This window comes from Breznakia blatticola (genome assembly GCF_004365815.1).
Lineage (GTDB): Bacteria > Bacillota_I > Bacilli_A > Erysipelotrichales > Erysipelotrichaceae > Breznakia > Breznakia blatticola.
On sequence record NZ_SODD01000010.1, the window covers coordinates 37,332 to 61,126 of the forward strand.

Sequence of the window (23,795 nt, forward strand, 5' to 3'; positions counted from 1 at the left end):
GAGGATTATTATGATCCAATGGGAAGTAATTAGAGAATCGGAGAAATTGAAATCCGAAATCAGTGCTGTAAGTCAACAAATCTTACAACCATTTTATGAAAAATTTAGAACTAATGCATTACAGTTAGCAATTCTAAATGAGGCGGAATCAAATCCAAATTTAACATTAAATTCGCTTGCTGCAACTTTAAATAGAGCAGCTACAAATTTATCAGTTAAAGTAACTGCAATGGTAAAAGATGATTTACTAAAGAAAGTGGTCGCAAATCATGACCGTCGTATTATTTACATCCAACCAACAGCGAAAGGATTGGATTTAATCCGTAAATCACGTAGTTTCATTATTAAGCGTTATGAAATGGTTGATGAAGATGATACAGATATTCAAAACTTAGTAACAGCATCAACGATTTATTTAGATAAACTATTAGAGGCAAAACGTAAACCAGTTACACAAGAATTATTTGATAGTTTATAAAACAAGGAAGTCATCCGTTAAATTATAAAATATAATTAAAATCCTTTTCATATACATGCAGATATGATTTAATACAAGTATAGGTATTTGGGAGGATGGGATGATCATTAAATTATTGATAAAGTCAGTAATGTATATCGGTATTTGTCTAGTTATGTTATACATGCAACAAGTGCAAGTACATGCACCGACATTGTCAAAAAAAGAATTGCAACATCAAGTATATGACTTTACGATGCATGTAAGTATGTATTCTATGACAAACTTATATTGTAGTTAGTTGTATATGTGCATAAATTTTTACATCTACTTGCGTATAGTAGATGTTTTTTATTTGTTTATTGTATAATAAGCATATGATAGAAATTGTGAGAGTAGAAAAAGAGCAAGTAGAATTGCTTAGAGACATTGCCATTCAAACTTTATATGAAACATTTTATACAGAAGAAAAAACGGAGGTATTACAAGCTTACGTAGATGAGGCATATACAAAAGAGGAATTGTTGCAATCACTTGATGATGTTTCATCAACTACGTATTTTGCATATTATGATAATGCACTGGCAGGGTATTTAAAAGTAAATATGTATGATAGTCAAACAGAAGATATGGGTGATGAAGGATTTGAAGTGCAAAGGATTTATGTTTCAAAAAAGTTTAAAGGATTACGTATAGGTTCACTTTTTATGGATTTTGCGATTGCACTTGCAAAAGCAAATAAACGTTCATTTATGTGGTTAGGTGTTTGGGAGCATAACTATGCAGCACAAGCATTTTATAAAAAGTATGGATACTATCGAGTTGGGGAACATGACTTTACGATGGGTGATTTAATCGAGACAGATTGGATCCTACGTAAAGATTTATAGATAGGATAAAAGGAAGAAGGAAGGGACAAAGATGATTTTTTATTTTAGTGGTACTGGAAATAGTACGTTTGTTGCGGAGCATTTAGCAAAAGCATATGATCATGAAGCGATTCGTGTAGACGAATGGTTACATACAGGGCGTATCAATTTCAATATTGATGATCAAGATCGTATTGGATTTGTATTTCCTGTATATTTTTATGGATTACCACACATCGTGGAACAATTCTTATTGGAATTATCCATCACCTTTGAAAAGAAACCATATGTATATTACATTGCAACATGTGGTGGACAACAAGGACAATCCATTAAGAAAGCAAATGCAATCTTGCAAAAAAAGGGATTGGGGATTGATGCAGCTTTTGACTTATTGATGCCTGATAACTATACACGGATGTATGATGTAAATGATGAACAAAAGATTATGCAAATAAATCAACATGCGATTATTGAGTTAAAAGAGATTATGCATAAAATTGAACAAAAAGAGGTTGGTCATTTTGCCAAAACGGGTTTTCCACGTATACTTAGTGCACCAGTAACTTTGTTTGGTCAAACCTTTTTAACTAAAACCAAAGGTTTTCATGTACTTGATTCTTGTATACACTGTGCTTTATGTGAAAGAAAGTGTCCAGTACATGCGATTGAATTAATTGATGGAAAACCAGTATGGCAAAAAAAGAAATGTGAGATGTGCTTACGTTGTTTGCATCATTGTCCAAAGTTTGCCATTCAATATAAAAATCAAACACAAGAAAATGGACAATATCACCATCCTGTAATATAGCAAGTAAAAAGTAGTGGCAATTATATACAGTTATGGTACAATAAATAAAACATGAATATAAATAGATGATAGAGGCGCGATTTGTTATTATGGTATGTATAGAAGGCATTCGTTTGACACTTACCAGAGGAATAGTCGCCGAATAGAGCTGTTGGCAAACAGTATCTATGGGCTTTAGGAGAATATCTTAAGGACTGTCTACGCAAGTAGTTGTGCTATCTTAATGAACCAGAAATTGGTCAATAAGAGTACAATCTTGTTGACCTTTTATTTATACAAGATGGGGGTAAAGTTATGTTTAAAATTTCTGGAGTAGCATGTGATACATTATTAGAAACTTGTGGAAGTCCACTTGTTGTCTATGATGAAAATAAAATTGATGAGCAAATTCGCTCATATGTAAATAACTTTAAAAGTAATGTATTTGATACGGAAGTAGTTTATGCTTCTAAGGCATTTACTTGTACAGCAATGTTAGAAAAACTAGAACAGGAAAGTGCAAGTATTGATGTTGTAAGTGGTGGGGAATTGTATGTTGCTATTCAAGCCAACTTTCCTGCAAATCGTATATATTTTCATGGAAACAATAAATTAGATGAAGAAATCGAAATGGCTCTTTCCTATCATGTACAAACAATTGTTATTGATAATATGCATGAAGTAGAACGTGTAGTTGCTCTTGCAGATAAATTAAAACAACCAGTTGATGTACTTATTCGCATCAATCCAAAAGTTGAAGCACATACACATGAATTTATTGCAACTGCAACACCAGATTCAAAATTTGGTATCTCAATGGATCTTGTCGATGAAATCAAAGATATGATTGCTAAAATTGATGCATGTACATATGTAACATTTAAAGGATTTCATTCACATATTGGATCTCAAATTCTAGCAACTGAAGGATTTATGGCAGCAATTGATAAAATGGTTGGTTTTATCAAAGATATCAATGTTGATGTATCTATTTTAAATATTGGTGGTGGATTTGGAGTGCGTTATACAAAAGAAGATCAACCAGTCCCAACAGATATTATGTGTCAAACACTAATTGAGGCATTAGAAAATGCACTAGCTCAAGCACAAATACAAGTGGATAAAGTATGTATGGAACCAGGACGTAGTATTGTTGGTGAAGCAGGATATTCATTATATACAGTCGGTTTTACAAAACAAACGCAAAATAAAACGTTTGTATTTATTGATGGTGGTATGGCAGATAACATTCGGCCAGCATTATATGATGCAAAGTATGAATGTATCATTGCAAATAAAGACCAACAACCGGCAGTTAGAACTTATGAAATTGCTGGAAAGTGTTGTGAAAGTGGAGATATATTAATTCACGATGCATTATTACCAGAAGTAGAAGCAAATGATATTCTTGTGATGTTTACAACAGGTGCCTATGGTTATTCCATGGCAAGTAATTACAACCGTTTGAATCGTCCAGCTGTCATTTTTGTAAAAGATGGAAAAGCAAGACAAGTGATTGCTAGAGAAACATTTGAAACACAAATGATATTGGATGTACAAAAGGACATTGAACTATGATTCCTTTTTGTAAATATCATGGATGTGGAAATAGCTTTGTAATTGTAAATCAACAAGATGTAAAGATGTATAATTATACAACACTGGCAAAAAAATTATGTTCAAAGGATATCGGTATAGGTGCAGACGGACTTATTATCGTAGCCACAAATCCACTGGAAATGATATTTTATAATCAAGATGGCTCACAAGCACCAATGTGTGGAAATGGAATACGTTGTTTTAGTGCATATGTTTTAGATCAACATTTAGTAGATACAGACAGTTTCGATGTAGTAACTGGAGCAGGTATCTTACATGTTGATTCAAAGTATGACACATATGAAATAGCGATGGGAAAACCAAAATTTGATCATACATTACTACACATGGAAACATCTATTGATTTGTTGTCGTATCGCATTGATGCATATGAATTAGCATCTGTGTTTCTAGGAACCATTCATACAGTTATGTTTGTGGATGATGTGGACCATTACGATGTGGAAAGTGTTGGTAAATATATATGTAACCATCCAACATTTCAAGAAAAAACGAATGTGAATTTTGTGCAAGTAGTTGATAAACGTACACTAAAAGTTGTGACATATGAGCGTGGAGTAGGAATTACGCTTGCTTGTGGAACTGGATGTTGTGCAAGTTTTGCAATTGCAAGTAAAAAAGGATATGTAGATCATTGTGTGGATGTTCAGTTACAGTTAGGTACACTGCATCTTCACGATAAAGATAATGAAATTATGATGAGAGGGCCGGCTACCTTTATTGCCAAAGGTGAAGTCGAACTAAAGGAGGAAATGGCATGTTAGTACAAGGAAGTATTGTTGCTTTAATTACACCGTTTAATGAAAACGGAAGTGTGAATTTTAATAAACTAGGAGAATTGATTGAGTTTCATGTAGCTAATCAAACCGATGCGATATTGGTGTTAGGAACAACTGGAGAAACACCTACATTAACACACGATGAAGATGATTCCGTTGTAAAATATACAATTGAAAAAGTTGCAAAGCGTTTACCGGTATATGTAGGAGCTGGTTCAAACTCGACAAAAACACAAGTAACATATGCAAAAAAATACGCAGATATGGGAGCGGATGCTTTACTTGTAATTGCTCCTTACTACAACAAAGCAAATGAAGAAGGTATGTATTTACACTTTGAAATGGTTGCTAATGCAGTAGATATTCCATTAATTATTTATAACGTGCCAGGTAGAACTGGTTGTACTATTCCAGTGAGTGTTGTAAAACGTCTAGCAAAACTTGAAAATGTTGCCGCAATCAAAGAAGCAAGTGGTGATATTAGCTATTTTGCTAAAGTATGTGCACTTGCAAGTGATGACTTCCAAGTATATTCAGGAAATGATGATATGATTGTTCCTGCGATGTCACTAGGAGCTAGTGGTGTTATTTCAGTAGTTGCAAATATTCTTCCACAAGAAACACATGATATGGTGGCAAGTTATTTAGCTGGTAATATTCATACATCACGTAATTTACAATTAAAATATTTAGATTTTATTAATGCGCTATTTATTGAAACCAATCCAATTCCAATTAAAGAAGCAATGAATTTACGTGGAATGGAAGTTGGTGGATATCGCTTACCATTAACTTTTATGAGTGAGGAAAATCGCATGAAACTCATTGAGCAAATGAAAGTGATTGGTCAGTAATATGAGAGTAGCGTTAATTGGATATGGGATGATGGGAAAAATCATCGAACAAAAGTTATTAGCGAAAGGACATGAAATTGCTGGCATTGTAAGTATGGATCGGTTACAAAGTATCAATGATATTCGTGATCCATTCGATGTAATTATTGATTTTTCGCATCCAGACAATTTAGAAAGTTTATTAGCGTATGTTGAAATTCATCATACACCGATAGTTATTTCAACAACTGGATTTACAAGTGAACAAGTTGCTGCGATTAAGCATGCTGCTTTACGTTCGCCAGTTGTATATACCGCAAACTTCTCGCTTGGAATTACTGTAATGCAAGAAGTACTACGTTTAATTACACCAATTTTAGAAGATTCATTCGATATGGAAGTGATTGAAAAGCATCATAATAAAAAATTAGATGCACCAAGTGGTACCGCAAAAATGTTAGTGGAAACATTAAATCCAGATGGCATTTATGCAGAAGTTTATGGACGTGAAGGAAACGGGAAACGTCAAAAAGAAATTGGGATTCACGCAGTACGTGGTGGAAGTATTGTTGGTGAACACAGTGTAATTTACGCTGGTGAAGATGAAGTGCTTGAAATTAAGCATGAAGCACACTCAAAGCATGTGTTTGCTAATGGAGCAATTAAAGCTGCAGAATTCTTAGTAGGAAAACCTGCGGGATTATATGACATGCATGACGTGTTATTTCGTAAGTAGGAATGGGGAAGATGAATATGAATGCACAAGAAATTATTAAGTATATACGAGATGCTAAAAAGAAAACAAATGTCAAAGTGTATATCAATACAACAAAAGATGTAAGTTTTCATGATTGCCAAGCATTTGGTTTACCAGTAAGTCAAACGCTTATTGGACAGTGGGATGTGATTGAACCACAATTAGAAGCAATAAAGGATTTCATTTGCGATATACATATTGAGAATGAAGGACGAAATTCAGCCATACCTTTATTAGATACAAAAAATCTTAATGCTCGTATTGAACCAGGTGCATATATTCGTGAACATGTAGAAATTAAAGATCGTGCAGTCATCATGATGGGTGCGATTATTAATATTGGTGCAATCGTTGGAGAGGACACAATGATTGATATGGGAGCCATTCTTGGAGGACGTGCCATTGTTGGTGATCGATGCCATATCGGTGCAGGAACGGTTCTTGCTGGCGTTGTAGAGCCAGCTAGTGCAACACCAGTCGTTGTTGAAGATGATGTGCTCATTGGAGCAAATGCTGTCGTTGTAGAAGGTGTACGTATTGGAAAAGGTGCCGTTGTTGCTGCGGGAAGTGTTGTATTACATGATGTTGAACCAGGAATGATGGTTGCGGGAACACCTGCTAAAGTAATCAAAGCAGTCGATGCAAAAACTGCTAGCAAAACAGGTTTGGAAGATGCACTTCGCACATTAAATGATTAGACAGAATCACTGATGATTTTGTCTTTTTTTATACATAATTTATAACATAGGTGATGTTAAGAACATTTAATGTATAGTTCATGACAACAATGAATTTATCGATACATGAGAAGCTATAATAGATTCACTAAACTTGAATTTATGGGAGGTGAATCATTATTGATCGAGATGAAACAATGACATTAGTTAGTCAAGTAAAGGCAGGAGATGAATTGGCATTTAATCAATTGTATGAGAATTTTAATGAAAATGTATACTACTGGGCATACTATTACTTTACAGATAGGGAACAAGCATTTGATGTGATTCAAGATGTGTTTACCATTGTTTGGGAGAAAATTGATACAATAAAAGATGAACGTGCCTTTTACTCTTGGTTGCGTTCCATTACCTTAAATGTATGTCATCGTTTACAGCGTGCGAAAAAATTAGACATAATGGAACTTTATGAACAAAGTATTGAACAATTTGCATGCGTAACTTACACCAAAGAGAAATTGGATTATGAGTTTTTTATGGATACCTTACAGATGTTGATTTTAAGTCTTCAAGATAGTTTGCGGACCACTGCATTTCTTCATTATATTCAAGAATATGAACCAATTGAGATCAGTAAATTGTTACATGTGCCACTAGGAACTATTCATTCACGTTTATATCGAATTCGGTTGGACTTATCATACCAACTGCATAAACATGGATATAGTATGAATCGCAATGATGCATAAAAAAACAACTACGCCTGCGTAGTTGCTTTTTTTGTTGGTTGTTTGCGTTTCGGTTTTGGATTCTTATTACGATTTTGCATCTCTTCAATTGCTTCTACCGAGTTCAAAATAACTGGGATTACAATTGGATTACGATGTGTTTTTTCATATAAGAATGGTTCAAGAGTACGACGTACCGTATTCTTAATTCCACCAAAGCTTACTTTTCCTTGCATATATTCTTTTAAAGCTTCATATACAACTTGTTCAGCTTCTTTTAGTAAAGACTGTGAATCTTTAATGAAGACAAAACCACGAGTAACTAGTACTGGTTTTGAGATGATTTTGTTTTTACGTGAATCAATTGGAATGATAACAGAAACAAGTCCACTATCACCAAGGATTTGACGGTCTTTTAAGACAGCTGTAGAAATACCAGAACTATCATTACCATCAACGTAAATATCATCTGCATCAAAGCGTAAAGAACTTCTAAACATCTTGTGATCACGTAAGACAAGAACATCACCGTTTGCACATATAAAGATGTTTTCTTTAGGAATACCTGTTTCCATTGCACTAGCAGCATGTTGTTTTAACATTTTGTATTCACCATGTGCAGGCATAAAGTATTTTGGTTTCATCAATTGAAGCATTAATTTTTGTTCTTCACTTGATGCGTGACCTGTAGTATGTAAGTTATTTAAAATTGAATTTGTCAGTACATTTGCACCATGACGATACAATTTATTAATTACTGTATTAACACTTTGGTTGTTTCCAGGAATTGGACTACTTGAGAAAATAATCGTGTCGCTTGGTTGCAAGCGAATGTGTCGATGTGTTCCTGCAGCAATTCTTGATAAAGCAGCAAGAGGTTCTCCTTGTGATCCAGTACAAACAATACATGTTTTACTTGCGGGGTAGTGATTGAGTTGATCAGGTGATAACAAGTTTGCATCTTTGATTTTGATCTTTCCTTGTTTACGTGCAACTTCTAACACATTTTCCATCGAGCGACCAAATACAGCAACTTTACGTCCGCATGCGATAGCAGCTTCTAATATTTGTGCTAAACGGTAAACGTTTGAAGCAAATGTCGCTACAATGATACGTCCATCAGTTTTCTTAAAGATGTCTAAGATTTGACCAGCAACCTTCTTTTCTGAGATTGAAAATCCTTCAACTCCAGAGTTTGTAGAATCACTAAGTAATAAATCTACACCGATTTGTCCGATGTATGCCATCTTTTGATATTCTGAGTTCGTACCGACAGGTGTTAAGTCAAATTTAAAGTCTCCTGTAGTAACAATTCTTCCGTTATCCGTATTTACGATAATTCCAAGTGAATCTGGAATCGAGTGAGTCGTATCAAAGAAGCCAGCAGTAAAGTGTTTTGTCTTTACTTTTGAATCACTATTGATATGACGTATTTTCACATTTCGCAATTTTCTTTCATCAAGTTTCTTTTGAATTAAAGCACTTGCAAATAGTGGTGCGTATATTGCATCAATTTGCACATGCTGTAATAAATAGGGAATTCCACCAATGTGGTCTTCATGACCATGGGTGATAATTAAATATTTCTTTTTCTTATTGTTTTCGACTAAGTGTTGAAAGTCAGGGATGACAGCATCCACTCCTAACAACTCTTCATCTGGAAAACGCACTCCAGCATCGATAATCAAGATTTCATTACCTTGTTCGATACAGTACATATTCTTTCCAACCTCGCCTAAACCCCCTAGTGCGTACACTAAGGTGTCAGTATTTCTAATCTTATGAAACCTATTATCGTTTTGTTGGTTTGTTTGTTTGGATTGCGTTTTCGGTGTTTGTTTCTTTTCGTTCATTTACTTCTCCTTCTAACACCTTTTGACTTCATGTATTATAGCATACTCTGTCAAATTGCACATGATTTTCGCCTAATTTTGCGTAAAAAAAGCATAAGTTTTCTAGCTCATGCTTTATATTGTTGATTTATTCAATCACAATTGGATCATGTAACGTTTCTGGACCTTGATTTTCTTTGATGTGATCATAGAATAGGGTACCATCCAAGTGATCCATTTCATGTTGAAGTACGATAGCTGTATAACCACGTGCGCGAATACGAACATCCTTTTTTTGTAGATAATCGTATGCTTCGATGGTGATACGTGCATGTCTTGGGACAATTCCTTGATGTACTTCTTCAACGGATAAACATCCTTCACCGTTTGCTAGGTAGCTATCTTGTTCTGAATGGCTGATTAATTTTGGATTGATCAGTGCATATTGTTCCACAATTTCATCTTCTTCACCTCGAAGTACGACAGCTAACATACGCTTTTTTTGTGCAACTTGGATTGCAGCTAATCCAACTGCTGGTTTAAATCCCTCATTTTCTATCTTTTCTTCATCTGTAGATTCACATACATATTGGTAAAGTGCTTGAATTAGCGCTTCATCTTCTTTTGATAAAGGGAAACTGACTTCTTCAGACACCTCACGGATTCGTGGATCTGAATCAAGTATAATATCTTTTATTGTTAATCGCATATAATATTTCTCCTACTGTTGTATTTTACGCAATTCTTTAAAATTTGCAAAGCATTTTGACATATTAATTTAAAAATATGTATTTATAGTGTAAAATGTAGTGCAGGTGATAAAGTGAAAAAATTAGGAAAGTTATTTAGTCTTAAGATGCCGCCTATGTATGATCGATGGATCCATGCGGCTGTTATTATATTAATCTTCTTTGGAAGTATCATGGTCGTTTCAACAAGTGTTGGGATGAGTGCACAATCTCCCAATATTGTAAGAAACACGATTATTAAACAAGTGCTATTTTTAATTATCTCATATTTTGCGATGGTAAAAGTAGCTAGAGTTTTTCAAGTATGGCTACGAAATAAGAATTTCTTACAAGTACTTGATGTTATTGGTGTACTAGTTGCAGCACTTTTGGTGTTTGTTGTACTATTTTCTACACCAGTAAATGGAGCGAAGTCATGGATTCAACTACCTGGAGGATTGGGTACAATTCAACCGAGTGAGTTTGCTAAAGCTTTTTTAATCGTGTATATGGGAGTAAATATCTATCATATTGGACCACAAAGAAAAACGCTTATGCAAATTATTTTTCGACCAACATTTTTCTTTATCGTGTTTGCATTATTAATTATTGCGCAACCTGACTTTGGTACAATTGTTGTATTAACAATGATTTTCTTGATTTGTAATATTGTACCAAGCCACTTTAAACTAAGTGGCATTCAAACCTTATGTAAAATTGCACTAGGATGTATTGTTGTTGGTCTTGCTTTCAGTATGACGCATTTTGGTATTACCGTATTAGAGAAATTACTAGGTGCAGATAACTATCAACTTGCGCGTTTTATTAATGCGGATAATCCATTTACGCAAATCTTTGGAACTGGATATAACTTAACCTATAGTTTGTATGCGATTGCCAATGGGGGAATCACTGGTTTAGGTCTAGGACAAAGTGCACAAAAATATGGATATTTACCAGAAGCAGAAACGGACTTCATTTTACCAGTAACAATCGAAGAACTTGGACTTTTTGGTTTACTAGTCATTGTGATTGGATATGGGATTATACTATATCGTCTTTTCTATTTTGCAAAACGTGCAGCAGATGATGGAACACGAATGATTTTAGTTGGTACTGCTGTGTACTTATCAATTCACTTTATTTTAAATGTTGGAGGTGTAAGTGCGTTCTTACCACTAACCGGAGTTCCACTCTTATTTATTTCAAGTGGAGGTAGTTCACTTCTATCTATTATGGTATTAATGGGTGTGTGCCAGTCGATTATTTCACTGATACGACGTCAAAGAAAGAGGGTATTACGATAATGCGAGTATGTGCGGGGAAACATGGCTCAAGACGTTTAGAGTCTTTAAAAGGAGATCTTACTAGACCTACGGGTGATAAGGTTAAAGAAGCAATCTTTTCAAGTATTGGACCATACTTTGATGGTGGAGTTATGCTTGATTTATTTGGTGGTAGTGGGGGAATGGCACTGGAAGCTATATCACGAGGAATGGATTATGCATTTATTTGTGATAAGAATAAAGCAGCTATCCAAGTAATTAAAAAGAATATAGAAATCTTACATGAACAAGCCAATACAAGTGTTATGCAAGCAGACTATCACAAAGTATTGCCTTGCTTAAAAAACGAAAGGTTTCGTTTGGTTTATTTAGACCCTCCATATGCAATGCATGTATATGAAGAAATTATGAAGTATCTACAAGAAAATAAAATGTTAACAGATGATGCATATGTCATTTGTGAAAGCGATAGTAAAGTTGATTTACCAGTGCGTATAGGTACATTAGAAAAATACAAAGAAAAAGTATATGGTAAATCAAAAATACATATGTATAAAGGAGTAAGTGAATGAAAAAAGCAATTTATCCAGGAAGCTTCGATCCGATAACAAAGGGGCATTACGATATTATTGAACGTTCTAGTAAAGTGTTTGATGAAGTCGTGATTGTCTTAATGAAAAACCCGGATAAAAAGGCATTGTTCACAATTGAAGAACGAATTGAAATGATTAAGCAAACGTGTGCAAATCTTCCTAATGTTACAGTTGATGTTGGAGAAGGATTGACTGTACACTATGCAAAAAAACAAAATGCTAAAGTTATGATTCGTGGAATACGTGCTGTACAAGATTATGAATATGAACTTCGTAATGCTACTGCAAACATGTGGTTAGATGCGGATGTTGAAACATGTTTCTTTATGGCTAAACCTGAATATTCTTTTTTATCAAGTAGCTCAGTTAAAGAAATTGCTAGCTTTGGTGGAGATGTCAGTAAGTTTGTCGATCCATATGTAATAACGAAGCTAAAAGAAAAGTTTGATACTAAGAACTCTAAGTAGTTCTTTTTCTTTACCTCACATTTAATTTAATGTAACATAAATGATGTAACAATCTTGTATATACTCTAGGTAAATACAAGGAGGAACTAAAAATGAAAGATACATTATTAGCAAAAGAATTATTAAATGGAGTATGGGATGTAGATCACGCTGCTGTTAAACGCGCACTTACATATGGTGCAGATGCCAACTGGATTTTTAATGGATATCCAATTTTGGTTCATGCCGTTTACACAAGAGATTTAGAAATGGTGGAATTATTGATTTCTCATGGTGCAAGTCAAGTTGGTGAAGCCCTTGGTTTTGCCTTAGAGTTTGGACTAGGAGAAATGGTAGAACCACTGGCATATCAAGGAATTGTACCTAAAGCAATTAAAGTAGATGAACGCTTTGGTACACATCCAGAACGTTTTAGTTTACCAAGACATACCTTACAAAGTATGCAAGCATAAATATAATTAAGGAGAATAGCTATGAATCGAAGCGCACTTGTTATCAAAATGTTAAATTACTTAAAAGCAAACGATGTAGTTTCGCGTGATGAAATTGCAAGTTATTTAGAGACGAATAAACGAAATATCTCCGAATTTAAAAAAGAATTAGAAGTCGCAGGATATGTCATTGAAAGTATTACAGGTAAAGATGGGGGATACCGACTAGATGAAACAAGTCTAGTTCCCACCATTGCCTTAACTGATAAAGAAATAGAATCTCTACATGATGCAGGTGCCTTCTTACAAATGTATAATTACAATCAATTGACTTGTTACAACGATGCACTAATGAAAATCAAAAATGCATTACATGAACCTAACCAAAGTAAGAATATTCATTATCTGTGGAGTGGACAAACTACTCATACGGAACATAAAATGATTTCATTATTTCAAGAAGCTCGAGATAAACGTATGCATGTTCGCTTTTTGTATCGCTCTTTACAAGCAACAACATTTGATGAACGATATGTGCAACCATATGAACTTATCGTTTCTGAAGACGGAAATTATGTTCTAGCTTATGATCGTACAGAAGGAAAGCGTCCAGGATATAAATCATTCAAACTATCCGATGTACGTATGAAACGAGTTGAAATTGCCTCGATTCGTTTTGCACGTGATCCAGATTTTAAAATTGATGAACATGTTGGAAAACAAAATCTGATTGCTGAAGCATATTGCGTGAAAATTAAAGTAACTGGATTACATGCAATCTTACTAGAAGAGCGGAGTATTGGTTTACTTGAAAGCAAGGAAAAAGTTGATGATGGTTTGCTTATTGAATTCACGATGGAAAACAAAGCAAAGATCTTAGAATTTCTTCGTTCCCTTGGTCCAGATTGTATCTTACTTGAACCGAGTGAACTAAAAGATGAATTAATTGACAGTTTACAACAAAGTCTGAGTCAATATATGCTATAATTGAAAAGCGAATTATGAAACATTTATCAGATATTAATAAATTACAGCGCTGTGATCGTCTATTGTGGCTTTCAAAAAAGCAACCACAAGCGTTTCAACGATATGTAATGTTCAATGAAAATATATACGAATTAACCTTGCGTTTATTTGGCATGAAGGAATATTTTAAAGGAGCTCCTCATGATACAAATGAGCGCTTCTTTAGCAACATAGATGCGTACGATGTATTTGTTAGTGTACGTTTGGAATATAATGATTTACGTATTAAAATGCCAATCATGCGTAAAGTGCATGATGGTTTTGTATTGTATTATCCATATGCAAATTGTTATCCAAAAGAACATGAAGCACAAACGTATGCAGATCAAGAATGGGTTTTAGATCATTTAGGTATTCGCGTAGTCGATCGCTTTATTGTGCGATTAAATCCAGAATATGTCCGACAAGGAGAACTAGATTTAGAACAATTGCTACTTGTTGAAAAGAAATTGTATAACGACAAAAATAAAGCAAAACATAGTATTGGCAAATTAGTCAATGAAAGAAAACGTGATCTTACACCATTCCTCGAAGCTATTGATACAGTAATGGAGGAGGAACCAGAACGTAAAATTCGTACCAATATATGTACACGTAAAGGGAAATGTGAATACTTTGATGTATGTTTCCCAAATCAAAAAGATGTGAGTATTTTAAATCTAGTCTCTTCATCAAAGAAATTTGAATTGCATGACATTCAAGGAATTGAAACAATCTCACAAATCGACTTTGCTGATGTAGAGGGAACACGACATCAATATGCACAGTACATGGCCGCAAAAACAGGAACTCTGTTTTTTGATGCAGTTGCTGTCTCGCATTTTTTTAGAGATGTCACATATCCAATCAGTTATTTGGATTTTGAATGGGAAACATTTGCCTTTCCACCTTTTGATGGAATGAAGCCATATGATGTACTTACATTTCAGTATTCATTACATATTGAAGATGCTAAGCATAATGTACGTCACAAAGAGTTTTTAGGACGTAAAGACTGTCGTGAAGATTTCATTAAACAGTTAATTGAAGATATTCCAAAAACTGGATCTGTCATGTGTTTTAATGTAGAAGGTGCTGAAAAGTTACGCTTAAAGCAACTAGCTGCGCAATTTCCAAAATATCATGATGCACTTGAACAAATTTGGCAGCGTATGGTTGATTTAGCAATTCCTTTCTCAAGTGGTTTAATTTATGACAATAAGATGGCAGGAATGTACTCATTAAAGAAACTCGTTAAAATATTTACTAATAAATCGTATGATGAATTAGCGATTGGTGATGGAATTACTGCTATGCAATCCTATGCAAAGTTAGATGAAGCTGATGAAGAAACTATCAAGAATTTATTGAAGTATTGTGCAATGGATACATATTCAATGATTTTGGTATATCACTGGGTACTACGACAACTGGCAAAACGAAAGAAAAACAAATAGTTTTGTGATACACTATTCATATCAAGAGGTGAATGTATGCCAAATTTAATTACACACAACATCTTCTGTGAAGAAGTATTAAAAGACATAAACAATAAGAAATATAGAGACATTATCACAAGTCATATGGAAGAGTATCGAATTGGTAGTAATGGACCTGATTTCTTATTTTTTCATGGAGTTTTTCCGTTGTATAAAACACCAGATGTACATATATCTAAAATTGGTACGAAGTTGCATCGAGGAAAAGTAAATGCCTTTTATAAAAGTGCGATTGAAACGTACTTGAATTATCCAAATAATAAAATTAAGAAAGCCATGGCTAGTTATATTATTGGACACTATTTACACTGGCAACTAGATTCTGTAATGCATCCATATGTTGTATACAATACTGGTTTTAAAAGTGAATATGCAACACTGTATCACCATCGTTTTGAATCAATGATGGATACGATTAATTTAAAGAACTATCGAAATACAACGATTCGCTCATTTAAAACGTATGAAATTACAAATCGTGGAAAATATACAGATCGTGCCATAGCTGAAGTTTATATTCCTGCAGTATATGCTTGTTTTTCTACAGAGATTACAAGTGATGAAATTATACAAGCATTACGTGATTGGCAAAAAGCACAAAAGTATTTATATGATCCACATAAAATGAAATATCGGTTATTACGAAGTTATGAACGTATAGCGCGTAAACCTGGACTAAGTGGAAATGTGGTGCTCCCTGATATTGATACACGCTATGATGTCATGAATGTGAAAAAACGAACATGGTTACATCCAACAACCGGTCAACCAAGCAATGAAAGTGAAGATGAAGTATTTATTCGCGCAATGAACGATGCAAAGATTGGATTACCTTTACTTTTTGATGCACTTGATGGTAAAGATATGAAACCGTTTTTGAAATTCTTAGGTGATAAAACTTACAATAATGGAGTGAAACCTAGTGAAGCAACACGTTTATATAAAGATCCTATTTACGATCGCAAGTAAATCGTAAAATACTATTGCATTTGTATGAAAAACTACATAGCATTTATAGGAAAAAAGCGTACGATATAGATAAGAAGAACGTTACGAATACGTGAAAAGGAGAAATTGATGGAAAATTTTAGTTTTTATGCTCCAACCTATTTTGCCTTTGGTAAAGAAAGTGAAAATGAAGTTGGAAAGCTTGTAAAGCGCTTTGGTGGAACAAAGGTTTTGATTCACTATGGTGGAGGAAGTGTAGTTCGCTCTGGACTACTTGATCGCGTAAAGAAAAGTTTAGATGAACAAGAAATTTCATATATGGAACTTGGGGGAGTGAAACCAAATCCAAGAAGTGGACTTGTTTATGAAGGAATTGATATTTGTAAGGACAATGCCATTGATTTTATTCTAGCTGTTGGTGGTGGTAGTGTTATTGACTCAGCAAAAGCAATTGCCGCTGGTGCAATCTATGATGGTGATTTCTGGGATTACTATACAGGAAAACGCGTCAACCAAGCTTTACCAATAGGAACTGTTCTTACAATTGCTGCCGCTGGTAGTGAAGGTTCACCTGATTCTGTAATTACAAATGAAGATGGAATGTATAAACGAGGAAGTTCAGGAGAAGGCTTACGTCCTAAATTTTCTGTATTAAATCCAGAACTTACACAAACATTACCGGCTTATCAAAGTGCTGCGGGAATTACCGATATTATGGCACATTTGATGGAACGCTATATGACAAATACAACAGATGTAGAAGTAACCGATCGAATGATTGAAGGTTTATTAAAAACAATGATTCATGAGGGTCCTAAAGTTATTGAAAATCCAAATAACTATCAAGCAAGAGCAAATATTATGTGGGCTGGTATGATGGCACATAATAACTCATGTGGAGTAGGGCGCAGTCAAGACTGGGCAAGTCATGATATTGAGCATGAATTAAGTGCAACTTATGATGTAACACACGGAGCTGGATTGGCTGTTGTTATGCCCCAAGTGATGCGTTATAACATGAATCATGATTTGATGCGATTTGTACAACTTGCACATCGTGTATGGAATGTCGAAATTGACTTTACCGATTTAGAAACAACGGCAAATAAAGGAATTGATGCATTCCAACAATATTTAGCATCCATTGGAATGCCAACGACATTTGCACAAATCGGAGCTAAAGAAGAAGATATTCCTGCAATGGCACACAGTGCATGCTATGGAAATAAGCGTACTGGTACAATTGGTGGCTTTGTTTCGTTAAACGAAGAAGATGTTATCAACATTTATAAAATGTGTTTATAGAAAATGAAGACTGGAATGATGTTTCCAGTTTTTTCTATGCTACAATAGAAACATGAACGAAAAACAAATCAGAAAATTAAGAAATACTTTATATGAACAAACTAGATATAGTGGAATTGAAGATTACTTTTATGCTTCAGTTTTGCTTCCGCTAATCTATATTGATGGAAGCTTGCATGTTTTGTTTGAAAAACGAACGGATACAATTCGTCAGCCAGGAGAAATTAGTTTTCCAGGTGGGGGAATTGAAAAAGATGATCCTTCACCACTAGATACAGCAATTCGAGAAACGGTAGAGGAACTTGGCTGTAGTATAAAGGATATTGAAGTCATAGCTAAATTAAATACCCTTATACTTGCTAGTGGTATGGTCATTCATGCATATGCTGGTTTTTTACATACATCAATGGAGTCATTGCAGTATAACAAAGCGGAAGTGGATCATCTATTTACCATTCCATTGGATTACTTTTATAAACACGAACCAAAAGCGTATTACTGCAATGTTGAAATTCAACCATATACATTTGATGAGCACGGAAATAAAGTGCAGCTACTACCAACAGCAGAACTAGGATTGCCTGAATCTTATCAACAACCGTGGGGAAATGCGAAACAAGTAGTTTATTTTTATCAAACAAGTGATGCTTTAATATGGGGGTTAACAGCAAATATCATGTACGATTTCACAAGAAAAAGTAGAGAAGATTAACTTTTTATCCGTTTTCTATTTTTTATTTACAATTGATGAACCAATTCTTCCACTTTTCATATAGTTTTCACTCGTTAGGAATGCGTTCATCACATAAATAGGCTATAATAACAGTAACAAAAGAATAGGAGGTACTTGCATATGAAAGTACAAATTTATGGAAAAAACGTAACCGTAACACCGGCTATCGCCGAGAAGATTGAGACGAAACTCAATTTCTTGAAGAAGTATTTCATCATAGATGATGATGTTACAGCAAACGTGGTCATCCGAGTGTATCCTGTTGGACAAAAAATTGAAGTTACAATACCAACAAAGTTTGCAGTTTTAAGGGCTGAGGTTGTCGATGATGATCTATATGCTGCAATCGACTTGGTTATCGATAAACTAGAAGACCAAATTCGTAGACAAAAAACAAGATTACAAAGAAATAAAGGAAGAGATAGTTTAGCAATGGCATTCATTGAAGAAGATATTCCTGAAGATGATGTAATTGATGAAGAAGTTGTAAGAACGAAAACCATCATTCCAGATGAAATGGATATCGATGAAGCAATTATGAGAATGGAAATGTTAGGGCACTCATTCTTCGTATATAAAGATAATGAAACACAAGATGTAGCAGTTGTTTACCGTCGTCAAAACGGTGGATACGGTTGTATCGAAACCGAATAATTCAGATATAAAGCAATCCAAAATAGGGTTGCTTTTTTATATTTAAAACAAGTAAATAAATATGTATATATAATTAATATATTTTATATAATTTGCAATAAATTGACTGAAAGCGCTTGCAAACAAAAAAGCAAAGTGCTACTATTGTGGCAACAGGATAGTGATTGCAAAAGCAAGCTAAACCTATGTATAACAAAATTCTCATTTTGAGGATGCATATGCATAGGTTTTTCTTTTTGTAATGCACTTTTCAAGGAGGTGAGTGGAAAAATAGGACGAAGCATGTGGGGATTATTACTAAGGGAGAAATATGAGCATGTAAGCGAAAGAGGGACGAAACATGAAAAATAAAATATTAAATCTTGCTTTGGTCGGAGTGTGTGCTGTGGGAGCATTCAATGTAACGCCTGTAAAAGCAAATGACACAAATCTTACTTATACTGTAGACGTAAAGGATATTCATGCAATTGAAAATAGTGTTGCAAAAACAATTAAAGTTGATTTTGTAACGAACCCTAATAATGGGCCAACACTTGGTTTATTGCATAATGTTGATGGAAGTGGAAACAATCCATACATTTTATCCGAAACTGACGGAGAGTATACGTATGCATTTAAAGATATGAACCGAAATGGTCAACTGGATGATTACGAAGATTGGCGTTTATCTACTGATGAAAGAGCAGAAGATCTTGCTGATTATTTAGTAAATGAAACAGATGACCAAGGAAATAAAACTGGAATTAAAAAAATTGCTGGATTGATGTTATTTAGTTCACACGAAGGAAATAGTGCAGCTGGATTAACAGAAAGCCAGAAACAATATTTAACGGATTCGTATGTTCGTAACATTACGGATTCAGCTGACAATAATGTAGAAAACGCAGTTGGTTGGACAAACCAAATGCAAGCATTCGTTGAAGAAAGTGACTTCAACGTGCCTGTAGACTTTAGTTCGGATCCACGTTCTACTGCAGGTTCTGGAGACTTATATTCAAGTGCTGCAGAAAATAGTGATATTTCATCTTGGCCATCAAATTTAGGTATGGCTGCAACATTTGATGAAGATCACATGTACAATTTTGCAAAAGCAACATCTGCAGAATATCGTGCACTTGGTATTGTTACTGCACTTGGACCACAAATTGATTTAGCTACGGATCCACGTTGGTTACGTAATGGTGGTACATTTGGAGAAGATACAGAATTAGCTACAATGATGGCACAAGCATATGTAGATGGAACACAATCTACATATGCAGCTGATGGAACTGACTTAGGTTGGGGATTATCATCAGTAAATGCAATGATTAAACACTTCCCAGGAGATGGTGCTGGTGAAGGTGGACGTGAATCACATACAGCAGCAGGTAAATACGCAGTGTATCCTGGAAATAACTATGAAGAACACCTAAAACCATTCGTTGATGGTGGATTCAACTTAAAAGGACTTACAAAAAGTGCTGCTGCAGTAATGACAAGTTACTCAATTGGGGTAAACTCTGATGGAACTGCACTTGGTGGTGAATATGTTGGTTCAGCATATAGTGCATTTAAAATGGACTTGCTTCGTAAAGTACAAGGATTTGATGGAGTTGTTTGTACAGACTGGGGAGTTACAAGTTATGGATTCTTCGGAATGGCATGGGGAATGGAAAATGCTTCAACAACTGAACGTCACTATGCGATTTTAGAAAATGGAACTGATATGTTTGGTGGAAACAATGATGCAACACCAATCGTAGAATCATATGAACAAATGGTAGCAGAAGATGGTGAAGCAGCTGCAAATGCACGCTTTGCTGAAAGTGCAACACGTTTATTAAAACTTACAATGAACCCTGGTTTATTTGAAAACCCATATCAAGATTTAACTGATGCTAAAGCAATTGCTGGTTCTAGTGATAAAGTAGAAGCAGGATACAATGCACAACTTGATTCAATTGTTATGGTGAAAAATGCAGATAACACAATTCAAGAAGCTTCATTAAATGCAAAAGATCCAAAAGATATGACAGTGTATATTCCAATGGTTTACACAGAAGAACAACCTGGAATTTTCTCAAGTACACCAGCTGGATGGAGTTCATCAATGAACCTTGATGTTGCAAAATCTGTATATGGAACAGTACTTACAGATATTGAAGGTGTAGATGATGAAGGAAATACAACATATACAACACCTGATTTAACAAATGTTGATAAAGTAATCGTTGGAATGCGTTCACCTATGAATGGTGGATTGTTCGCAAATACTGGACGTTACACAAAAGATGATGGATCATTTGGATACTACCCATTATCATTACAATATGGTACATATGTTGCAGATGGTGAAAATGTAAGAAAAACATCAATTGCTGGTGATACATTAGCAGATGGAACTAAAGAAAACCGTTCATACTATGGTGAAGAATCAAGACTTATCAATGGTCATGATTTAACAATCGTATTAAATGCAGTAGCTGCAGTTGAAGCAACTGGAAAAGACATTCCAATCGTTGTTTCTATGAATGCTAGTGGACCTGCAATCATGGCAGAATTTGAAGATAAAGTAGATGCAATCGTGGTGGGATTCTCAGTAAGTGATAAAGCAATTTATGATGTAATTGAAGGTAACCACGAACCTAGAGGTTTATTACCAATGCAATTCCCAGCAAACATGGATACAGTTGAAGCGAACTATGAAGATGTTGCTTTAGACTTAGATTGCTATGTTGATTCTCAAGGAAATACATACGACTTCGCATATGGATTAAACTGGACAGGTGTAATCAATGACGAACGTGTAAAACAATACGGACACAACAATAATGAAGAAGTTGTAAGTGAATTACAACTTAGTGCAACTGACTTTACATTAACTTACGATGAAGCAAAAAAAGCAGATGCAAAAGCCGTATTAGCAAAAGCAAACGCTTCAGCAAAATGGAGTGTTGATCTTGCTACTAACGAAGATATCACACTAGAAGTAAGTGCTGCTAGTTTAGATGCACTTAAAGCAGTTGGTAAAGATGGAGCAACAGTTGAAGTTACAATTGAAGCAAAAACAGCAACAAAAACAAAATCAGTTGTTGTTAAAGCATCAGTGGACAAACAAAAAACAGTTTCTGATCCATCAACATCACCAAATACAAGCAATCCAGTAGATACATCAGATACGACAAACCAAGGAGTGTTAATTGCACTTGCTGGTGGGGCATTACTTGTATTATTACGTGCTGTTTACCAAAGAAAAATAAATAAATCATAATACGATTCTATACATAGGGGTTATGAATCGTAGATTATAAAATCGAGACAGACTTTTATACATGGTGTATGTTAGTAAGTTTTAAACTTATAAAACATGCACCATTTTTTTAAAATGATGTGATTTTTATGTGAAAGCGCTTGCAATAAACTTAGATAAATGCTATCCTAAAACCAGGATAGTTATTGCATAACGTGAGCTAAACCTATGTACCAATGTTTATTTTTTGAGCAATTGGTAGATAGGTTTTTCTTTTGCAATGTATTTAAGGAGGTGTAAAGGGGTATATTGTGTTTTGAAGAGGTGTATTCATAATAGAGGGATAGAATACAACTACCAAAAAAAGTACGAAAAAGTGTATGTGTTGCTAAGCAACCAAAGTTTTATTCATGAGAAGACAGAAATTTAACTGGATAGTTACATTGAGTTGGCTAAACCTTAATTTACAAACAGAAAGTTAAGGAGAGAATTATGTTTAGAAAAATTGGAATTACATTACTTACATGTTTTACATTATTTGGGACAACAGGACTTACAGAATCTATTACAAGTCATGTTGATACAGTGGAAGCACCTGCAGAAACATTATCAAATTATAATGTTGCGACGAGTGATATGACTTGGAAATATTTGGATGATAATACAGATCCAAATAAAGGTACTTGGTATGAAGGATGGAATAAGCGTAACGGTTGGGCGTACCCAATTGGTTGGTTAGACCATGGAGCAATTGACATGGAGTTCGATGATGCTGCTTGGCCTACTTATGATGGTACTACGTTCACAACTACAAACGATGGAAGTGGACAAGTGTTAAAAACTAATGATGATGGTACAACATACAGTACATACTATTTACGTCACACATTCCGTTTAACACAAAAACAAGTAGATAGCATTTATGCAATCTCAGGAAAAGTTAAGTACAATGATGCAATGATTATGTACATCAACGGAAAACCAGTTGGAAATTTCTTCAATATTCCAACAAGCAACTACAAGAAGAATACAGAATATGGTAGTCAAGTAAAGGTTGATGGGTATATCGAAGAAGAATTCTTAGTAGAGGATGTATCAAGTTTAGCTGATGGTTATGTTCCTGGTACATATAAAACTGAATACAGTGAATCGTTTAAACAAGATGTATTAGTTTTAGATCAACCAGAAACTGATGCATTCGGGAATACATTTATGGATATCACAATTGCAGTGGAACTTCACACATATGATGAAGTGGACGAAGATGCATTATTTGAATTAGTTGAATTTAACATCAACCCTGCTGGTGATAAATTGCCAGATAGTGATGCAGTAAAAAATGTATCATTAAACGTAGGTAGTGATGAAAGTTCATTAAACCTTGCTTGGTTTGCGACTTCTGAAAATGCAGGAGCACTTCAAATCATGGAAGGTAATGATGTAAGTGTATTTGATGAAGCAAAAGCAACAACAATACCTGCTAAATCAACAGAAAAAGCATATACAAAATTTACAGATACACACTACTACTCAAATAAAGTAGATTACAATGGAATTGAACCAGGTAAAAAC

General features: G+C 34.5%; 24 protein-coding genes and 1 riboswitch. Of the genes, 22 read left to right on the top strand and 2 right to left on the bottom strand.

Annotation, left to right across the window (positions count from 1 at the left end; genetic code table 11):
- Positions 1 to 10: 10 nt before the first annotated feature.
- From EDD63_RS04435 to EDD63_RS04480, 10 genes are all read left to right on the top strand, one after another.
- Positions 11 to 478, top strand: coding sequence for a MarR family winged helix-turn-helix transcriptional regulator (locus tag EDD63_RS04435; protein ID WP_134168884.1), 468 nt, complete (start codon positions 11 to 13; stop codon positions 476 to 478).
- A gap of 100 nt (positions 479 to 578) precedes the next feature.
- Entirely contained in the window at positions 579 to 758 is a 180-nt protein-coding gene (locus EDD63_RS04440) for a hypothetical protein (RefSeq protein WP_134168886.1), read from the top strand.
- A gap of 88 nt (positions 759 to 846) precedes the next feature.
- A complete protein-coding gene (locus tag EDD63_RS04445; protein WP_166667541.1) occupies positions 847 to 1,347 on the top strand; it encodes a GNAT family N-acetyltransferase in 501 nt (166 codons plus the stop codon).
- Positions 1,348 to 1,378: 31 nt separating this feature from the next.
- Positions 1,379 to 2,137 (top strand): EFR1 family ferrodoxin, encoded by a 759-nt coding sequence (locus tag EDD63_RS04450; RefSeq protein ID WP_134168890.1) that lies wholly within the window; start codon positions 1,379 to 1,381, stop codon positions 2,135 to 2,137.
- A gap of 61 nt (positions 2,138 to 2,198) precedes the next feature.
- Positions 2,199 to 2,363, top strand: a riboswitch (Lysine riboswitch).
- 68 nt (positions 2,364 to 2,431) lie between these two features.
- The gene (lysA, locus tag EDD63_RS04455; RefSeq protein WP_134168892.1) at positions 2,432 to 3,694 is read left to right on the top strand and encodes a diaminopimelate decarboxylase; all 1,263 of its coding nucleotides are present in this window, start codon (positions 2,432 to 2,434) and stop codon (positions 3,692 to 3,694) included.
- A complete protein-coding gene (gene dapF / locus EDD63_RS04460; protein WP_134168894.1) occupies positions 3,691 to 4,500 on the top strand; it encodes a diaminopimelate epimerase in 810 nt (269 codons plus the stop codon). Before lysA ends, dapF begins: the two co-directional genes overlap by 4 nt.
- On the top strand, positions 4,494 to 5,369 hold the full coding sequence (gene dapA, locus EDD63_RS04465; protein WP_134168896.1) for a 4-hydroxy-tetrahydrodipicolinate synthase: 876 nt from the start codon (positions 4,494 to 4,496) through the stop codon (positions 5,367 to 5,369). Before dapF ends, dapA begins: the two co-directional genes overlap by 7 nt.
- Position 5,370: 1 nt before the next feature.
- The gene (gene dapB / locus EDD63_RS04470) at positions 5,371 to 6,084 is read left to right on the top strand and encodes a 4-hydroxy-tetrahydrodipicolinate reductase (RefSeq protein WP_134168898.1); all 714 of its coding nucleotides are present in this window, start codon (positions 5,371 to 5,373) and stop codon (positions 6,082 to 6,084) included.
- A gap of 11 nt (positions 6,085 to 6,095) precedes the next feature.
- Positions 6,096 to 6,803 carry a 2,3,4,5-tetrahydropyridine-2,6-dicarboxylate N-acetyltransferase gene (dapD, locus tag EDD63_RS04475; RefSeq protein ID WP_243833735.1) on the top strand — a complete coding sequence of 236 codons (708 nt, stop codon included), beginning with the start codon at positions 6,096 to 6,098 and terminating at the stop codon, positions 6,801 to 6,803.
- A gap of 176 nt (positions 6,804 to 6,979) precedes the next feature.
- Positions 6,980 to 7,531 carry an RNA polymerase sigma factor gene (locus EDD63_RS04480; RefSeq protein ID WP_134168902.1) on the top strand — a complete coding sequence of 184 codons (552 nt, stop codon included), beginning with the start codon at positions 6,980 to 6,982 and terminating at the stop codon, positions 7,529 to 7,531.
- 8 nt (positions 7,532 to 7,539) lie between these two features.
- Here EDD63_RS04480 and EDD63_RS04485 read toward each other — a convergent pair whose 3' ends face one another.
- Together EDD63_RS04485 and def are read right to left on the bottom strand one after the other, a co-directional pair.
- A complete protein-coding gene (locus tag EDD63_RS04485) occupies positions 7,540 to 9,363 on the bottom strand; it encodes a ribonuclease J (protein WP_134168904.1) in 1,824 nt (607 codons plus the stop codon).
- A 127-nt stretch (positions 9,364 to 9,490) separates the two neighbouring features.
- The gene (def, locus tag EDD63_RS04490) at positions 9,491 to 10,051 is read right to left on the bottom strand and encodes a peptide deformylase (RefSeq protein ID WP_134168906.1); all 561 of its coding nucleotides are present in this window, start codon (positions 10,049 to 10,051) and stop codon (positions 9,491 to 9,493) included.
- A gap of 156 nt (positions 10,052 to 10,207) precedes the next feature.
- Between def and EDD63_RS04495 the strand changes: the two genes are divergently transcribed.
- From EDD63_RS04495 to EDD63_RS04550, 12 genes are all read left to right on the top strand, one after another.
- Complete coding sequence (locus tag EDD63_RS04495) at positions 10,208 to 11,377, top strand: FtsW/RodA/SpoVE family cell cycle protein (protein WP_166667542.1); 1,170 nt, start codon at positions 10,208 to 10,210, stop codon at positions 11,375 to 11,377.
- Positions 11,377 to 11,928 carry a 16S rRNA (guanine(966)-N(2))-methyltransferase RsmD gene (rsmD, locus tag EDD63_RS04500; RefSeq protein WP_134168910.1) on the top strand — a complete coding sequence of 184 codons (552 nt, stop codon included), beginning with the start codon at positions 11,377 to 11,379 and terminating at the stop codon, positions 11,926 to 11,928. The genes EDD63_RS04495 and rsmD overlap by 1 nt, the downstream gene beginning before the upstream one ends.
- Positions 11,925 to 12,416, top strand: a complete 492-nt coding sequence (gene coaD / locus EDD63_RS04505) for a pantetheine-phosphate adenylyltransferase (RefSeq protein WP_134168912.1) — start codon at positions 11,925 to 11,927, stop codon at positions 12,414 to 12,416. The genes rsmD and coaD overlap by 4 nt, the downstream gene beginning before the upstream one ends.
- A gap of 92 nt (positions 12,417 to 12,508) precedes the next feature.
- Positions 12,509 to 12,868 carry an ankyrin repeat domain-containing protein gene (locus EDD63_RS04510; RefSeq protein ID WP_134168914.1) on the top strand — a complete coding sequence of 120 codons (360 nt, stop codon included), beginning with the start codon at positions 12,509 to 12,511 and terminating at the stop codon, positions 12,866 to 12,868.
- Positions 12,869 to 12,889: 21 nt separating this feature from the next.
- Positions 12,890 to 13,834, top strand: coding sequence for a helix-turn-helix transcriptional regulator (locus EDD63_RS04515; RefSeq protein WP_134168916.1), 945 nt, complete (start codon positions 12,890 to 12,892; stop codon positions 13,832 to 13,834).
- Between the two features lie 14 nt (positions 13,835 to 13,848).
- Positions 13,849 to 15,309: a DUF2779 domain-containing protein gene (locus EDD63_RS04520; protein ID WP_134168918.1), complete on the top strand. Its 1,461-nt coding sequence runs from the start codon at positions 13,849 to 13,851 to the stop codon at positions 15,307 to 15,309.
- A 36-nt stretch (positions 15,310 to 15,345) separates the two neighbouring features.
- Positions 15,346 to 16,320 carry a zinc dependent phospholipase C family protein gene (locus EDD63_RS04525; protein ID WP_134168920.1) on the top strand — a complete coding sequence of 325 codons (975 nt, stop codon included), beginning with the start codon at positions 15,346 to 15,348 and terminating at the stop codon, positions 16,318 to 16,320.
- A gap of 108 nt (positions 16,321 to 16,428) precedes the next feature.
- The gene (locus tag EDD63_RS04530; protein ID WP_134168922.1) at positions 16,429 to 17,604 is read left to right on the top strand and encodes an iron-containing alcohol dehydrogenase; all 1,176 of its coding nucleotides are present in this window, start codon (positions 16,429 to 16,431) and stop codon (positions 17,602 to 17,604) included.
- A 52-nt stretch (positions 17,605 to 17,656) separates the two neighbouring features.
- Positions 17,657 to 18,316 carry an NUDIX hydrolase gene (locus tag EDD63_RS04535; protein ID WP_134168924.1) on the top strand — a complete coding sequence of 220 codons (660 nt, stop codon included), beginning with the start codon at positions 17,657 to 17,659 and terminating at the stop codon, positions 18,314 to 18,316.
- A 141-nt stretch (positions 18,317 to 18,457) separates the two neighbouring features.
- Positions 18,458 to 18,991 (top strand): ribosome hibernation-promoting factor, HPF/YfiA family, encoded by a 534-nt coding sequence (gene hpf / locus EDD63_RS04540; RefSeq protein WP_134168926.1) that lies wholly within the window; start codon positions 18,458 to 18,460, stop codon positions 18,989 to 18,991.
- 340 nt (positions 18,992 to 19,331) lie between these two features.
- Entirely contained in the window at positions 19,332 to 22,244 is a 2,913-nt protein-coding gene (locus tag EDD63_RS04545; protein ID WP_134168928.1) for a glycoside hydrolase family 3 N-terminal domain-containing protein, read from the top strand.
- Positions 22,245 to 22,715: 471 nt separating this feature from the next.
- On the top strand, positions 22,716 to 23,795 hold a 1,080-nt coding region (locus tag EDD63_RS04550; protein ID WP_134168930.1), incomplete at its 3' end, for a hypothetical protein.

What these genes read in the sequence shown, in the direction of transcription:
- EDD63_RS04435 (WP_134168884.1), top strand. Translation starts at nt 11, where the DNA reads ATGATCCAATGGGAAGTAATTAGAGAATCGGAGAAATTGAAATCCGAA.
- EDD63_RS04440 (WP_134168886.1), top strand. Translation starts at nt 579, where the DNA reads ATGATCATTAAATTATTGATAAAGTCAGTAATGTATATCGGTATTTGT.
- EDD63_RS04450 (WP_134168890.1), top strand. Translation starts at nt 1,379, where the DNA reads ATGATTTTTTATTTTAGTGGTACTGGAAATAGTACGTTTGTTGCGGAG.
- lysA (WP_134168892.1), top strand. Translation starts at nt 2,432, where the DNA reads ATGTTTAAAATTTCTGGAGTAGCATGTGATACATTATTAGAAACTTGT.
- dapF (WP_134168894.1), top strand. Translation starts at nt 3,691, where the DNA reads ATGATTCCTTTTTGTAAATATCATGGATGTGGAAATAGCTTTGTAATT.
- dapA (WP_134168896.1), top strand. Translation starts at nt 4,494, where the DNA reads ATGTTAGTACAAGGAAGTATTGTTGCTTTAATTACACCGTTTAATGAA.
- dapB (WP_134168898.1), top strand. Translation starts at nt 5,371, where the DNA reads ATGAGAGTAGCGTTAATTGGATATGGGATGATGGGAAAAATCATCGAA.
- dapD (WP_243833735.1), top strand. Translation starts at nt 6,096, where the DNA reads ATGAATATGAATGCACAAGAAATTATTAAGTATATACGAGATGCTAAA.
- EDD63_RS04480 (WP_134168902.1), top strand. Translation starts at nt 6,980, where the DNA reads ATGACATTAGTTAGTCAAGTAAAGGCAGGAGATGAATTGGCATTTAAT.
- EDD63_RS04485 (WP_134168904.1), bottom strand. Translation starts at nt 9,363, where the DNA reads ATGAACGAAAAGAAACAAACACCGAAAACGCAATCCAAACAAACAAAC.
- def (WP_134168906.1), bottom strand. Translation starts at nt 10,051, where the DNA reads ATGCGATTAACAATAAAAGATATTATACTTGATTCAGATCCACGAATC.
- EDD63_RS04495 (WP_166667542.1), top strand. Translation starts at nt 10,208, where the DNA reads ATGTATGATCGATGGATCCATGCGGCTGTTATTATATTAATCTTCTTT.
- rsmD (WP_134168910.1), top strand. Translation starts at nt 11,377, where the DNA reads ATGCGAGTATGTGCGGGGAAACATGGCTCAAGACGTTTAGAGTCTTTA.
- coaD (WP_134168912.1), top strand. Translation starts at nt 11,925, where the DNA reads ATGAAAAAAGCAATTTATCCAGGAAGCTTCGATCCGATAACAAAGGGG.
- EDD63_RS04510 (WP_134168914.1), top strand. Translation starts at nt 12,509, where the DNA reads ATGAAAGATACATTATTAGCAAAAGAATTATTAAATGGAGTATGGGAT.
- EDD63_RS04515 (WP_134168916.1), top strand. Translation starts at nt 12,890, where the DNA reads ATGAATCGAAGCGCACTTGTTATCAAAATGTTAAATTACTTAAAAGCA.
- EDD63_RS04520 (WP_134168918.1), top strand. Translation starts at nt 13,849, where the DNA reads ATGAAACATTTATCAGATATTAATAAATTACAGCGCTGTGATCGTCTA.
- EDD63_RS04525 (WP_134168920.1), top strand. Translation starts at nt 15,346, where the DNA reads ATGCCAAATTTAATTACACACAACATCTTCTGTGAAGAAGTATTAAAA.
- EDD63_RS04530 (WP_134168922.1), top strand. Translation starts at nt 16,429, where the DNA reads ATGGAAAATTTTAGTTTTTATGCTCCAACCTATTTTGCCTTTGGTAAA.
- EDD63_RS04535 (WP_134168924.1), top strand. Translation starts at nt 17,657, where the DNA reads ATGAACGAAAAACAAATCAGAAAATTAAGAAATACTTTATATGAACAA.
- hpf (WP_134168926.1), top strand. Translation starts at nt 18,458, where the DNA reads ATGAAAGTACAAATTTATGGAAAAAACGTAACCGTAACACCGGCTATC.
- EDD63_RS04545 (WP_134168928.1), top strand. Translation starts at nt 19,332, where the DNA reads ATGAAAAATAAAATATTAAATCTTGCTTTGGTCGGAGTGTGTGCTGTG.